13 protein-coding genes are annotated in these 13,490 nt (G+C 56.6%); 6 read left to right on the plus strand and 7 right to left on the minus strand.

From position 1 onward, the window contains the following. Nucleotides 1-6 precede the first annotated feature (6 nt). Both pykF and ynhH read right to left on the minus strand, forming a co-directional pair. Nucleotides 7-1,419 (minus strand): pyruvate kinase PykF, encoded by a 1,413-nt coding sequence (gene pykF, locus NNN71_RS19770; RefSeq protein ID WP_163447407.1) that lies wholly within the window; start codon nucleotides 1,417-1,419, stop codon nucleotides 7-9. Nucleotides 1,420-1,426: 7 nt separating this feature from the next. Further along, nucleotides 1,427-1,651, minus strand: a complete 225-nt coding sequence (gene ynhH, locus NNN71_RS25305; RefSeq protein WP_420811692.1) for a protein YnhH — start codon at nucleotides 1,649-1,651, stop codon at nucleotides 1,427-1,429. Between the two features lie 233 nt (nucleotides 1,652-1,884). Between ynhH and fumD the strand changes: the two genes are divergently transcribed. Further along, complete coding sequence (gene fumD / locus NNN71_RS19775; RefSeq protein ID WP_163447408.1) at nucleotides 1,885-2,100, plus strand: fumarate hydratase FumD; 216 nt, start codon at nucleotides 1,885-1,887, stop codon at nucleotides 2,098-2,100. 8 nt (nucleotides 2,101-2,108) lie between these two features. On the opposite strand, the gene NNN71_RS19780 is transcribed toward fumD, so the two are convergent. After that, entirely contained in the window at nucleotides 2,109-2,747 is a 639-nt protein-coding gene (locus NNN71_RS19780) for a TetR family transcriptional regulator (RefSeq protein ID WP_223802506.1), read from the minus strand. 134 nt (nucleotides 2,748-2,881) lie between these two features. Here NNN71_RS19780 and NNN71_RS19785 point away from each other — a divergent pair, with 134 nt between their 5' ends. The 4 genes from NNN71_RS19785 (at nucleotide 2,882) to NNN71_RS19800 (ending at nucleotide 7,806) form a co-directional block, all read left to right on the plus strand. Further along, nucleotides 2,882-4,732 (plus strand): bifunctional sugar phosphate isomerase/epimerase/4-hydroxyphenylpyruvate dioxygenase family protein, encoded by a 1,851-nt coding sequence (locus tag NNN71_RS19785; protein ID WP_271459158.1) that lies wholly within the window; start codon nucleotides 2,882-2,884, stop codon nucleotides 4,730-4,732. Between the two features lie 90 nt (nucleotides 4,733-4,822). Continuing rightward, a complete protein-coding gene (locus tag NNN71_RS19790) occupies nucleotides 4,823-6,172 on the plus strand; it encodes an MFS transporter (RefSeq protein ID WP_163447411.1) in 1,350 nt (449 codons plus the stop codon). Beyond that, nucleotides 6,162-6,998, plus strand: coding sequence for a shikimate dehydrogenase family protein (locus NNN71_RS19795; RefSeq protein WP_271459159.1), 837 nt, complete (start codon nucleotides 6,162-6,164; stop codon nucleotides 6,996-6,998). The genes NNN71_RS19790 and NNN71_RS19795 overlap by 11 nt, the downstream gene beginning before the upstream one ends. A gap of 67 nt (nucleotides 6,999-7,065) precedes the next feature. After that, on the plus strand, nucleotides 7,066-7,806 hold the full coding sequence (locus NNN71_RS19800; protein ID WP_271459160.1) for a substrate-binding domain-containing protein: 741 nt from the start codon (nucleotides 7,066-7,068) through the stop codon (nucleotides 7,804-7,806). On the opposite strand, the gene NNN71_RS19805 is transcribed toward NNN71_RS19800, so the two are convergent. The 3 genes from NNN71_RS19805 to NNN71_RS19815 are packed head-to-tail and all read right to left on the minus strand — an operon-like array spanning nucleotide 7,781 to nucleotide 10,597. Then, the gene (locus NNN71_RS19805) at nucleotides 7,781-8,539 is read right to left on the minus strand and encodes an ABC transporter ATP-binding protein (protein WP_271459161.1); all 759 of its coding nucleotides are present in this window, start codon (nucleotides 8,537-8,539) and stop codon (nucleotides 7,781-7,783) included. The genes NNN71_RS19800 and NNN71_RS19805 overlap by 26 nt on opposite strands. After that, nucleotides 8,536-9,543: a FecCD family ABC transporter permease gene (locus NNN71_RS19810; protein ID WP_271459162.1), complete on the minus strand. Its 1,008-nt coding sequence runs from the start codon at nucleotides 9,541-9,543 to the stop codon at nucleotides 8,536-8,538. The genes NNN71_RS19805 and NNN71_RS19810 overlap by 4 nt, the downstream gene beginning before the upstream one ends. After that, nucleotides 9,530-10,597: an ABC transporter substrate-binding protein gene (locus NNN71_RS19815; RefSeq protein WP_271459163.1), complete on the minus strand. Its 1,068-nt coding sequence runs from the start codon at nucleotides 10,595-10,597 to the stop codon at nucleotides 9,530-9,532. The genes NNN71_RS19810 and NNN71_RS19815 overlap by 14 nt, the downstream gene beginning before the upstream one ends. Before the next feature lie 287 nt (nucleotides 10,598-10,884). Here NNN71_RS19815 and NNN71_RS19820 point away from each other — a divergent pair, with 287 nt between their 5' ends. Next, nucleotides 10,885-11,790: an alpha/beta hydrolase gene (locus tag NNN71_RS19820; protein WP_271459164.1), complete on the plus strand. Its 906-nt coding sequence runs from the start codon at nucleotides 10,885-10,887 to the stop codon at nucleotides 11,788-11,790. 23 nt (nucleotides 11,791-11,813) lie between these two features. Here NNN71_RS19820 and NNN71_RS19825 read toward each other — a convergent pair whose 3' ends face one another. Continuing rightward, nucleotides 11,814-13,472 (minus strand): penicillin-binding transpeptidase domain-containing protein, encoded by a 1,659-nt coding sequence (locus tag NNN71_RS19825; RefSeq protein WP_271459165.1) that lies wholly within the window; start codon nucleotides 13,470-13,472, stop codon nucleotides 11,814-11,816. Nucleotides 13,473-13,490 lie beyond the last annotated feature (18 nt).

Genomic DNA, 13,490 nt, shown 5'->3' on the forward strand with positions numbered 1-13,490 from the left:
GAATTATTACAGTACGTGCACGGATGCGGTGTTGGTGGTGCCGCTCGGAACCAGCGCGCCGGAAACCATCACAACTACGTCGCCTTTCTGTGCCAGGCCGCTTTCGACAGCGACTTCTTTACCCAGACGGTAGAAATCATCGGTAGAGTTGATTTCTTTGACAACCTGAGCGACAACGCCTTTGCTCAGCACCAGCTGACGCGCGGTGGTTTCGTTGGTGGTCAGCGCCAGGATGGTGGCATCCGGGAAGTATTTACGGATAGCGCGTGCGGATTTACCGCCCTGGGTGGCAACCACGATCAGCGGTGCGTCCAGTTTTTCTGCAGTTTCAACCGCGCCACGGCAAACGGCTTCGGTGATGCGCAGTTTACGGCTGTCGTTGTTGAATTCCAGACGGCTGGTCATCACGCGGTCAGTACGTTCGCAGATGGTCGCCATGATGGTGACCGCTTCCAGCGGGTATTTACCTTTCGCGGATTCGCCGGACAGCATCACTGCGTCGGTACCGTCGAGGATGGCGTTAGCCACGTCGCCAGCTTCAGCGCGGGTCGGACGCGGGTTTTTGATCATGGAATCCAGCATCTGGGTCGCAGTGATAACCACTTTACGCGCGCGGATACATTTTTCGATGATCATCTTCTGCGCGAAGATAACTTCTTCAACCGGGATCTCAACGCCCATGTCGCCACGAGCAACCATGATGCCGTCAGAAGCTTCGAGGATTTCGTCGAAGTTGTTCAGGCCTTCCTGGTTTTCGATTTTGGAGATGATCTGGATGTTTTCGCCGCCGTGCGCCTTCAGGTGCTCGCGGATTTCAACGACGTCAGAACGTTTACGGATAAAGGAAGCCGCAACGAAGTCAACGCCCTGCTCGCAACCGAAGATCAGGTCTTGCTTGTCTTTCTCAGCCAGTGCCGGCAGAGCGATAGAAACGCCCGGCAGGTTAACGCCTTTGTTTTCACCCAGGTCGCCGTTGTTCAGCACTTTACAGATAACTTTGTTACCTTCGATAGCGGTGACTTCCATACCGATCAGACCATCGTCAACCAGTACGGTGTTACCAACGGACAGATCTTTGGTGAAACCTTCGTAGGTGACAGCAACGATTTCGCTGTTACCGACAACAGATTTGTCAGTGGTGAAAGTGAAGGTCTGGCCAGCTTTCAGGGAAACGTCGTTACCGCCTTCCAGCTTGATAGTACGGATTTCCGGGCCTTTGGTATCCAGCAGGATAGCGGCTTTCTTACCGGTTTTGCTCATCACGTTGCGCAGGTTCTGGATGCGCTGACCGTGTTCAGCATAGTCGCCGTGGGAGAAGTTCAGACGCATAACGTTCATGCCCGCGTCGAGCATTTTGCCTAACATCTCTTCGGATTCGGTTTTCGGCCCGATGGTGCAAACAATTTTGGTCTTTTTCATGACAGTCTTAGTCTTTAAGTTGAGATTGAGAAGGATTAGGATTTTGAATTCTCGCTCCATGCGCGCACGGCCACGGAGTCAAACCTGTATTACGAAAGTTGCTATGCCACGCCATAAGAATAGGTGACATAAAAAAAGCGTGCAGAGGAAAGTGTGCTAGAGGTTCAGCATAGTCAAAAAGGCGATGTTTTAATCGTTTATTGATGTAGTCCAATGAGCTGAAACCATTCAAGAAAGAAACGCGGCGGATTATACGATGTTATGGCGAAAAAAGAAAATAAAAACGCTGTTTCAAAAACAAAACTAGCTAATTAACAAAACAAAAACGATTTTTTTGTGAAAATGTAACACTGGCGATGCGCAACACGCGGTTTGCTCGCGCATTCTGACTGGCGCGAATTTGCTTTCTGGGCGAAACGAACCAATAATAAATTGATTATTAATGGAAATTAGCGAGCGTAAATGATGGGAAATCAGGCGAAAGACGACGTTTTATACCAGGAAATGTGTCGCGTAGTGGGCAAAGTGGTGCTGGAAATGCGCGATTTAGGGCAGGAACCTAAGCATATTGTGATTGCCGGGGTGCTGCGCACGGCGCTGGCGAATAATAAGGTCCAGCGCGCTGAGCTGACGCGTGAAGCGATGCAAAAAGTGGTCACGGCGCTTTCAGGGCAGCCGTAACTCGCTGATTAGGCGATAACGAAGCGCAGAATCGATTTCACCGCCAGATCGCTGTGATGGCGAATGAGCGCTTCATCATCAATATCCGGAAGCGGACCTTCAAGATAGAGGCTATTAAAGCTGTAGAAGTTCGACACCTGATAGAAGCTGAAGCTGCTGATGAGCCGATGAACGTCGCGGGCCTCGAGCGCGGGCTGAAAAATCCCCAGTTCTTGTCCGCGGTGCAGAATTTGCTCCAGCAGGGAGAGGGCGCTTTTGTTCAGGCGCTTTAAATCGCCGGAAGCCAGCAGCCATTTTCCGCGCTGCATATTCTCCATACAGATAATCCGCATAAAGTCCGCATGTTCGACATGATAGCGAACGCTCCATTTTACCAATTGTACCAGCGCCTCGACCGGCGGCAGGTTCTCCAGCCCGAGCTGTTGTTCCGTTTCGCGAATGCGCGAATAAACATATTGCAGAACCGCCTGGTACAGCAGCTCTTTGGTTTTGAAGTAGTAAACCACCATCCGTTTAGTGGTCTGCGCCTCGGAGGCAATTTGCTCCATGCGTGCGCCAGCTAGCCCATGCTCGGCGAACACCGCAATGGCGGCGGTAAAAATCCGTGTTTTTAGCGACTGTGCATCATCTTGAGCAATGGCTGACATAACAACTCCTGTTCATTTTTTACCGGGCACAAAAAAATACACACAATGATCACAATTTAGCAACCAATTCTGGCGTCACTGAACCAAATGATTCATATTCGATGCAACTGTTACAGCGTGAGCCAGGTGAAACTATGTTGCGTTCTATTGCTACCGTATCCATTTCCGGAACCCTGCCTGAAAAACTGAGCGCGATTGCAGCGGCGGGTTATCAGGGCGTTGAAATCTTCGAAAACGATTTGCTCTATTATACCGGTACGCCAGCGGATGTCCGTAACATGGCCGACGATCTGGGGCTCAAAATCACGCTGTTTCAACCGTTTCGCGATTTTGAGGGCGGCACACGGGCCCAGTTCGCGGCCAACCTGGCGCGAGCGAAGCGCAAGTTTGCGCTGATGCATGAACTGGGTTGCGACACGCTGCTGCTGTGCAGCAACGTGCAGGCTGACAGCTCCGCCGATTTCGAACAGCAGGTGGCTGACCTGCGGGCGCTGGCGACGCTCGCGGAGCAGGAAAATATCCGTATTGGATATGAAGCGCTGGCGTGGGGGGCCCACGTAAACCGCTGGTATCAGGCGTGGGAGCGGGTAAAAGCGGTGGATAGCCCGGCGATGGGCATCGTGCTCGACAGTTTCCATATTCTGGCGCTCGGCGACGATCTTAGCCGCTTGCACGAAGTGCCAATGGACAAAATCACTTTCCTCCAGCTCGCCGACGCACCATTGATGAAAATGGACGTGCTAGAGTGGAGCCGCCATTTCCGCTGTTTCCCTGGGCAGGGTGAACTGCCGCTGGTGGAATTTACCCGTGAGTTGACCCGCTTAGGCTACCGTGGGCCATGGTCGCTGGAGATCTTTAACGATGGTTTCCGCGCCTCACCGAACGGCGCGACGGCGAAAGATGGTTACCGCTCGCTGCTGTGGCTGGAGGAGCAAACCCGCCGCGCGCTGGGAGAAAGCGACGCCGAACTCTTTCACACCGCCGATCTCCCAACCTTTAAAGACATCGAATTTATTGAGTTTGCCGCCAGCCCCGCTGAGGCGAAAAAGCTGGGCGTCATGCTCAATGGCATGGGTTTTCAATTGGCGGGGATGCACCGTTCCAAACAGGTCGCGCTGTGGAGCAACGGCGGTGCGCGGGTGATTATTAACTATCAACCGTACAGTTGGGCCGATCACTTCTATCAACGCCACGGCGTTTCACTGTGTGCGATGGCTCTGCGCGTCAGCGCCAGCGCGCCGATCGTCGCCCGCGCCAGAGCTTACGGCTATGCGACCTGGCAGGGAGAGGTCGGGCCGAATGAGAGTACCATCCCGGCGGTGTGCGCGCCGGACGGCAGTCTGGTTTATCTGGTGGATGATGAGAAAGATATCTACGCGCAGGATTTCAATCTTACCGCTGCGGCGACCGACGGACAGCTTTTAGGTATCGACCATTTGGCGCTCGGTATGGAGGCTGACAGCCGCGATAACTGGGTGATGTTCTTCCGTGCGGTGCTGGGGTTCACGCTGGAACATGAGCAGACCATGCCCGATCCTTACGGCCTGGTGCGCAGCCTGGCGGTGCAAAGCCCGCAGGGCAACGTGCGCCTGGCGCTGAATATTTCCCAAAGCCGCGCGACGCAGATTGCCCGCTCGGTGGCGTGTTATCAGGGGGCCGGTTTACAGCATGCGGCGTTCGCCAGCGACGATCTGCCCACTTTCCTGGAAAATCAGCCGCTGGCGGCCTCGCTGTCGCTGCCGGTACCGGCCAACTATTACGAGGATCTACAGGCGCGCTTCGGCGACGCGGCCCAGGTGGAAACCTTGCAGCGTCAGCAGATTCTCTACGATCGCGATGGTGCCGGCGGCGAGTTTTTACATCGCTACACCTGGCCGTTCAGCGAAGGACGCTTCTTCTTTGAATTAACCGAAAGACGCCACGGCTACGCGCAATATGGCGCGGTCAATGCCGCTGTGCGACTGGCGGCTATGCAGTACCGTTAGCGGAAAGATGTACCACCCGGTACGCTAACGGCGAAGGACAGACCATAACTATAAACTTTCATCTGCACTCGACAACGACAGGTAAACACTATGAACTCACTCGGCCAAAATCGCGTGGCTACCGCTGAGGCGGTTAACGCGGTACCCCGCTCCCGGCGGCGCATTGGTATTCTGGCGCTGCTGGCAGTGGGGACCATGATTAACTATCTCGACCGCACCGTGCTGGGCATCGCTGCGCCGCAGCTCACTCAGGAGCTGGGTATCAGCGCGGCGGTGATGGGGATTGTTTTTTCCGCCTTTGCCTGGACCTATGCGCTGGCGCAAATTCCGGGCGGTATGTTCCTCGACCGCTTTGGTAATAAGGTGACCTATTTCCTGGCCCTTAGCTTCTGGTCTCTGTTCACGCTGTTCCACGGTTTCGCCGTGGGGCTGAAAACGCTGCTGCTGTGCCGTTTTGGTCTTGGCGTCAGCGAAGCGCCGTGCTTTCCGGTCAATAGCCGGGTGGTGAGCGCGTGGTTTCCGCAACACGAGCGCGCAAAAGCGACCGCCGTTTATACCGTTGGTGAATATCTCGGACTGGCCTGCTTCGCGCCGCTGCTGTTCTGGATCATGGATGGTTTTGGCTGGCGCACGCTGTTTATTACCGTTGGCGTGGTCGGGCTGCTGTTTGCGCTGGTCTGGTGGCGTCACTATCGCGAACCGCATGAAGACCGCCGTCTGAGTCAGCAGGAGCGCGAGTACATCACCGCGGGCGGCGGCATGACCACCGGCGCCGAGCAGCGTAAAGCCTTTAGCTGGCCGCTGGTCCGCCAGCTGTTGCGCAAACGGCAGATTATTGGTGCCAGTATTGGCCAGTTTGCGGGCAATACTGTGCTGGTGTTTTTCCTGACCTGGTTCCCGACCTATCTGGCCACCGAACGTCATATGCCATGGCTGAAGGTCGGCTTCTTTGCCATTCTGCCATTCCTGGCGGCGGCGGGCGGCGTGATGTTCGGCGGTTGGGTGTCTGACAAATTGCTGAAAGCGACCGGCAGCGCCAATCTGGGCCGTAAGCTGCCGATTATCGCCGGCCTGCTGATGGCGAGCAGCATTATCAGCGCCAACTGGCTCTCGAGCGACACGGCGGTGATCCTGGTCATGTCGTTTGCCTTCTTCGGGCAGGGGATGGTCGGCCTTGGCTGGACCTTAATTTCCGACATGGCGCCAAAAGGATTGGGCGGCTTGACCGGCGGGTTGTTTAACTTCTGCGCTAATCTGGCGGGTATTCTCACGCCGCTGGTGATCGGTTTTATCGTTGCCGCCTTTGGCAATTTCTTCTACGCCCTGGTTTACATCGGCGGCGCGGCGCTGCTCGGCGTGGTGGCGTATGTGTTTATTCTCGGTGACGTGAAGCGCATCGAACTGGATCTGCCTGAGCAGGAGGGGACACATGCAAATTAGTGGGCATACGCGGTTAATTGCTCATCTGGGTTATCCAACCGAAAGTTTTAAAGCGCCGATGATCTACAACCCCTGGTTTGCCGACCAGGGCGTGGATGTCAAAGTGGTGCCGATGGGGGTGAAGCCGAAAGACTATGTGGCGCTGATCCCCACGCTGTTTTCACTCACCAACATCGCGGGGGCGCTGGTGACCATGCCGCATAAAATCGCCACCTGCGAACTGGTCGACCGGATGAGCCCCACCGCGCAGATTGCCGGAGCCTGCAACGCGATTCGCCGGGAAGCCGATGGTTCGCTGACCGGCGATATGTTTGATGGCGACGGCTTTGTGCGCGGTATTCAGCGCAAGGGGTTTCGCACTACTGGCGCGCGAGCGCTGGTGGTGGGCAGCGGCGGCGTGGGGTCAGCGATTGCCGCCTCGCTCGCATCGGCAGGCGTTAGCGCGTTGACGTTGGTGGATGCCCGCGAAAGCGCGGCGCAGGCGCTGGCCGATCGTTTGCTCGCGCACTATCCGCAGCTGAAGCTGACGGTGATGGCGAGCGATCCGGCGGGGCATTCGCTGGTGGTCAACGCAACGCCGCTCGGTATGTCGCCCGGCGATCCGCTCCCGCTGGATGTCGAACGTCTTGATGCGGGGACATTTGTCGGCGAGGTGGTGATGAAGCAGGAATACACACCGTTGCTACAGGCGGCGATGGCCCGCGGCTGCCCGGTGCAGCGAGGTACCGATATGCTGTTTGAAATGATTCCGGCCTACCTGGACTTTTTCCATCTGCCGGTGGCGACGCCGGAGCAACTGCAGGCGCTGGCGGAAATTCGCTACTAAAGTGCTGGTCAATAGCGTAATAGCCCGGATAATATAACGCTTATGTTCGGGCTATGACCTTGCGCTTATGCACTCCACATTGACACTGATGGCGGCGGGAAGCCTTCGCCGCGCATTGATTCCCCTCCAGGCGGCGTTTGCCGCACAGACCGGTATTCCGGTTTCGCTGGTTTTTGGTCCGGCGGGGCTTCTGCGTGAACGGATCGAGAATGGCGAGCGGTGCTCGCTGTTTGCCTCGGCGAACCGTCAGCATCCGCAAACGCTTTGTGATACGGGGCGCGCCCGCGGTCTCCATCTGTTCGCCCGTAACACGCTGATGTTGACTGTTCGAAATACGCCGCAGACGACGGGGAAAACGTGGCTGGAGCTGCTGGCGGATACAACGCTGCGGCTGGGAACCTCCACACCGCAGTGCGATCCTTCCGGCGACTATACGTGGCAGCTGTTTGAGCGTATTGAACAGAGCCATCCTGGATTGGGCCACGCGCTAAAACAGCGCGCGATACCGCTGGTTGGCGGCCGCGATTCGCTCAGGCTACCGAACGGTGTCATCGCCAGTCGGTGGTTAATTGATGAAGGGCACGCCGATCTGTTTATCGGCTATGCGCACTATGCGGCGGCACTGGCGAATCAGGCAGAAATACGTTGTGTGACGATTCCTGCACCGTGGAACATCTACTGTGATTACTACCTGACCCTGCTGAATGAGCATGACGCCGCGCACTCGTTATGCCGGTTTATTCTCGGTGAAGAGGGGCAGCGCTGTTTACGTGACGCCGGGTTTATGTCGCCGGCCGACGAATGCTAAAGAGCGGCGTCACCACCGGAGACGGATACCCCTCAAGCTGGAGCCGACGAACCTGCACGCCGTAAGCATGCTGGAGATTCTCTTCCTGCACCACCTCCGGCGTTGGCCCGGCCAACCACTGGTTGCCCGGCATCAGCAGCAACGTGTGGCTGGCGACCTGTAGCGCATGCGCGGGATCGTGCGTGGTAAACATCACCGTGCGCGACTGGTTGTGTGACAGATCGCTAATCAGCTGCAATACCGTTTGCTGATTGCCCAGGTCCAGTGCTGAACAGGGTTCATCCAACAGGATATTCTGACTGGCGCCGACCAGCGCGCGGGCGATCATCACCAGTTGCTGCTGGCCGCCAGAGAGGGTGCTGAATAGCGTCTCGGCCAGGTCAGCGATGTTTAGCTGTGCCAGCGCATCAAGCACCTGACGCTCATCTTCTTTCTGCGGCTGAGCGAAGAGGGCGATATGTCGCGCACGCCCCATCAGCACCACCTCTTTTACCCGCCAGGCGAAGGCCGGACGGAATGACTGCGGCACGATCCCCACTCCGCCGGAGGCCTTCACGCTGCCAGAAAGCGCCGGTAAAACGCCGGTAATGGTATCGAGTAAAGTACTTTTACCGCGACCGTTGGCGCCAAGGACGGCCCATATTTCACCGGGCTGGCAATGCAGGTTCAGCGGCGTAAACAGCGCAGACTGATGACCATATTCCAGCTGCAATAGCGTTAGCGTCGGCGTCATTTCAGCATCCCTTTACGGCTGGCCCGTACCAGCATCACGGCAAATAAGGGGGCGCCGACCAGCGCGGTAATGATCCCTATGGGAATCTCGGCGGCGGTCGGCGTGCGGGCGAGGTCATCGACCACAATCATAAAACAGGCCCCCATCCAGAAGGCACAGGGGAGCAAACGACGATGATCGGCACCGCAGAGCATCCGCGCCAGATGCGGGATCACCAGCCCCACCCACGCAATACTGCCGCTGACCGCCACCTGCGCGGCAACCAGCAGTGCGCAGCAGAGCAGTACGCCGCGGCGCAGTGCGGTGACGCTGACGCCCAGCGCGCGGGCATCTTTGTCGTCCAGCGACAACAGGTTGATGCGCCAACGCAGCCGGTACAGCACCAGCGCGGCGGCGATCACTGGAAGGGTCAACAACAGGACTTTGTGCCAGTTGGCGGTCGCGAAACTGCCCAACAGCCAGAAGACGATGTTGGGGAGGACTTCTTCAGTATCCGACAGGTACTGCATCAGGCTGACCAGCGCGGCAAAGAAACCGCTGAGCACGATCCCCGCGAGAATCAGCACCAGCGTATTCTCTCGACCCTGAAGTGCTGCCAGCAGATACACCAGCATCAGCGCCAGCAGACCAAAGAAGAAAGTGGTGGCCATCATCAGCGGCATACTCAGCCCGAGCAGAATTGCCAACGTCCCGCCAAACGCGGAGCCGGAGGTGACGCCGATAATGTGCGGATCCACCAGCGGGTTCTGGAATACGCCCTGTAAGGTGGCACCGCACAGGCCAAGCGCGCCGCCGGCCAGCAGGGCGAGCAAAATACGCGGTAGGCGAACGTCCCAGACAATCTGATGGGCGATCGCTAACGTATTATGCGGCTGAGCAAACTGAGCCAGCACCTGGCCTATTGACAGCTTGTATTGACCCAGACAGAGAGAAGACACCGCCACAGCCAGAGTGAGCAGCATCAGGCCACCCTGTATCGTTTTGGCGTGACTACTGATGCGCATTTGGCTGCCAGTCGGTACGATAAAAGCGTTGGTAGTAATCCTGGGCCTGCGCGTCGACATCAATATCTTTATAGCGTTCCGGGTAGAGCTTTTTCGCCATCCACAGTTCGCCTATGGCTAATGCTTCCGGCATGGGGTAGCCCCAGGCTTTCGCGTATTCCGGCATCAGCCACACGCGATGATTTTTCACCGCGTCAATGCCTTGCCACTGCGGGTCGTTGACGATCTGCTTGACCACCTCGGGATAACGGTCCTGCACGAAAATCACCTGCGGATTCCACTGTAATACCTGTTCCAGCGAAACCTGACGCGCGCCTTTTACCGTGGCGGCGGCGACGTTCATCGCCCCGGCATGTTGCATCATCAGGCCGGTGTATTTACCGGAACCGTAGGTGTTCAGGTCCGGATTGGCCATATAAACACGCACTTTTTCCGCCGCCGGAATATCCGCGACCGGCGCGTTAAATCGGGCGCGTGCGGCAAAGGTGTAGTCTATCAATGCATCCGCCTGGGCGGTGCGGTTGACCACTTCGCCAATCAGCCGAATACCTTGCTTGAGCCCGTCGTTGTAAGCCTGTTCCTCATTGGCCATCGAGGGATTCATTTTGTTTTTCTCACCCGCCGCGTCCTGGCGCAGAGAAATGGCTACCACCGGGATCCCGGCGTTCGTTATCTGCTGAATCATCGCCGCTGGCGCGTAGTTGGCGATAAACACCACCTGCGGATGCAGCGCCAGCAGGCTTTCCATATTCACCTGGGTCAGATCGCCGGGCATCGGCAGTTTGACAATGCCGGGCATAAAGCGCGCGAACTCTGGGCCGAGCTGTTTTTTCCAACTGCTTAATACGCCGACGATATCGTCGGCGGCGTTGAGCTGCACGAGCAGGTTGAGCGTCTGGTGCTGGAGCACCACAACACGATTCACGGTATCAGGCAGGGTGACTTTGCGACCAAGTTGATCGGTGACGGTGCGCTCGGCCAGCGCAGGCGTTGCGGCTGTCAGACTGGCACAGGCCAGCGTCAAGCTCAGGAGTAAACGTTGTAATGTAGACATGCATTGCTCATCGAGGAGGGAAATAATCGATGTATATTTGATTATATAACGAAGAAAAATGCAAATCCTGTGGGCGGAATACCCCGAATGGCTTATGAGAAAATACCCAGCGACGAAAAGAGCTGCAGGGGATTACCGCATTCCTATAGCGGTGCGTAGAACCCTGGCAATGAAGATTCTGTATAAATCTACAGCTCGAGGTTTTTTTTGAATTTAGCCCGACAGTCTTCATTTTTCCCTCTTATTTATCTGCTTAACTGAAAACTCTTTCGCGTCAGAGTGACACTATGCGGCGTCGTCAATTTCTTCTCGGTTTGAGTGCCACGCTGTTGGCAGCGAGGGCGGGGCTGTCTTTATCCACGCCTTCAGACGTCTCGACAGAGATGCTGCCACTATGGCCGGGAATTCCGCCCGGCGGCGGCGGTCCAACGGGGCCAGTGCAACTGAGCGTGCATGGGGCGCAGCGTCATATTGCCGTTCCCTTCCTCACGATTCTGACGCCGTTCAGGGCGAATGGGCACGGTGTGCTGGTCGCACCGGGCGGTGGTTATACCCGCGTTGAGATGGCGAAGGAGGGCTGGCCCGCCGCGCGTTGGTTGGTAGCCCGAGGTTATACCGCTTATATACTTAGTTACCGCCTGCCGGGAGAAGGCTGGCACGACGGATCTCGCGTTGCTTTACAGGATGCCCAGCGGGCGTTGCGCATCATCCGTCAGCGGGAGATGCGGGTGAGCGTGCTGGGATTTTCCGCCGGAGGGCATCTGTTGGGAATGGCGGCAACGCGCGCTGAAGAGCGCAGCTATACGCCGCTTGATGCGCTGGACAGCCTACCGGCGCGAGCTGATGGCGCGGCGCTGATTTATCCCATCGTGACGCTGGAGAAACCTTACAGCCACACGTCAACGCATCGGGTATTGGTGGGGAAGAATGCGACGCAGGCGCAGGATGCCGCCTGGTCTGTACAACATTACGTGACGCCAACGACTCCGCCGATGTTTCTGGTCCAGGCGGAAGATGATTCGGTGTCCGATCCGCACAATACCTTAATTTTACAGACGGCCTGCCTTCGTGCAGGCATATCGGTAGAAATGCATCGTTATCCTACCGGGGGACATGGCTTTGGGATGGGCAGGGCTGGAACCAAAACTCTCGCGTGGCCTGAGCAGTATGAAAAATGGCTGCGGGAACGATAAACACCGCAGCCAAATTTGGGGGCTTACTGTATCAGCGCGTCCGGCGCGATATTCATATTCTTCAATACCGGACCCATGATGTTGCCGAAAATCGGCGCCGCGACGGAACCGCCGAAGTGAGTGCCGGCAGTGGGGTTGTTAACGACCACGACCAGTGCGACCTCCGGGTGACTAACCGGCGCGACGCCTGCTGTGTAGTTCACATAGCCGCCGTCATACTTGCCGCTATCGCCCAGTTTTTCAGCGGTCCCTGTTTTGGTCGCCAGCCGATACCCCGGCACCGCCGCCCGCACGCCGCTGCCGCCGGGAAGCACGTCGCTTTCCATCATATGTACCACGGTTTTGACGATCGACGGATCGGCCACCTGCTGGCCCATTACCGGCGGGGTCACTTTGGTGATCGACAGGGGACGATAGACCCCAAACGAACCCAGGGTGGCGTATTCGCGGGCTATCTGCAGCGGCGTGACGCGTAATCCGTAGCCGAAGGAGAAGGTCGCACGTTCAATATCGGCCCACTGCCGACGGTGCAGCGGAAAATAGCCTACGCTTTCCCCGCTAAGCCCCAGGCCAGTGGGTTTGCCGAGACCGAACGCCTGATAGGTATCAACCAGCGCCTGTGCCGGCATCGCCAGCGCAATATGAGAAACGCCGATATCGCTCGATTTTTGCAGAATACCGGTTGGCGTCAGCTGTGGCCAATGGCCCACGTCGCGAATCAGATGGCCATTGACGCGATAGGGGGTGGTATCCAGTAACGTATTTGGCTGAATAATGTTTCTCTCCAGCCCCTCGATAATTACCAACGGCTTGACCGTGGAACCGGGTTCGAAACTGTCGTTAATCGCCACATCACGCATTTGCGTTTGTGTGGCGTTATCGAAATTGTTGGGGTTGTACGAGGGGTAAGAAGCCATAGCCAGGATCTCACCGGTATCAATTTTGACCAGCACCGCCGCGCCTGAGTCCGCTTTATTCAGCAGCACGCCGTCGCGCAGTTTGCTGTACAGCGTATATTGGTCAAATTTATCAATGCTGAGTTGAACGGTTGGCGGCTGTTTTGGCGCGTCATAATCGAGGACGTTAATAATACCGCCATTAGCGTCTTTGCGATAAATTTCCTTGCCCGGTTCGCCCTGTAAAATAGAATCGTAGCCACGTTCTACGCCGTTCAGACCATTATTATCGGCCCCCACAATGCCGATTAAAGGCGCTGCCGCTTCCCCCATAGGGTAGAAACGACTGTCGTCATACACCTCGCTGATACCTTTTATATGCAGATCGGCGATATCTTTCGCAATCCCAAGCTCAACTTTGCGTCCCAGGAATAGAAAATGACGGTGCGCATTCTGATAAATTTTGTTCGCAATTTGATCGGGGGTGGTATTCAACGCGGAAGCGAGATATTGCCATTTTGCATCGCGGAAATTCGGACTGGCCTCAACAATTTTGACCGGATCGACCACAACGTCACGTGACGGGACGCTCATGGCGAGCGCCTCGCCATCGCGGTCGACCAGCGTGCCGCGGTTTGTCGGCAACACTACGGTGCGCAGTGAACGCTGATCGGCCTCTTTTGCCAGCATAGGGTGATTTAAAAATTGCAGGTCGGCGACTCTAACCAATAAAACCCCCAGGCAGCCAAGGATGCCCAGACAAATTATTGTGTAACGAGACGTAATAAATGAGTCTTTATTTTG

Origin of the sequence: Kluyvera sp. Awk 3, assembly GCF_028069715.1 — a bacterium.
GTDB classification, from domain to species: domain Bacteria; phylum Pseudomonadota; class Gammaproteobacteria; order Enterobacterales; family Enterobacteriaceae; genus Kluyvera; species Kluyvera georgiana_A.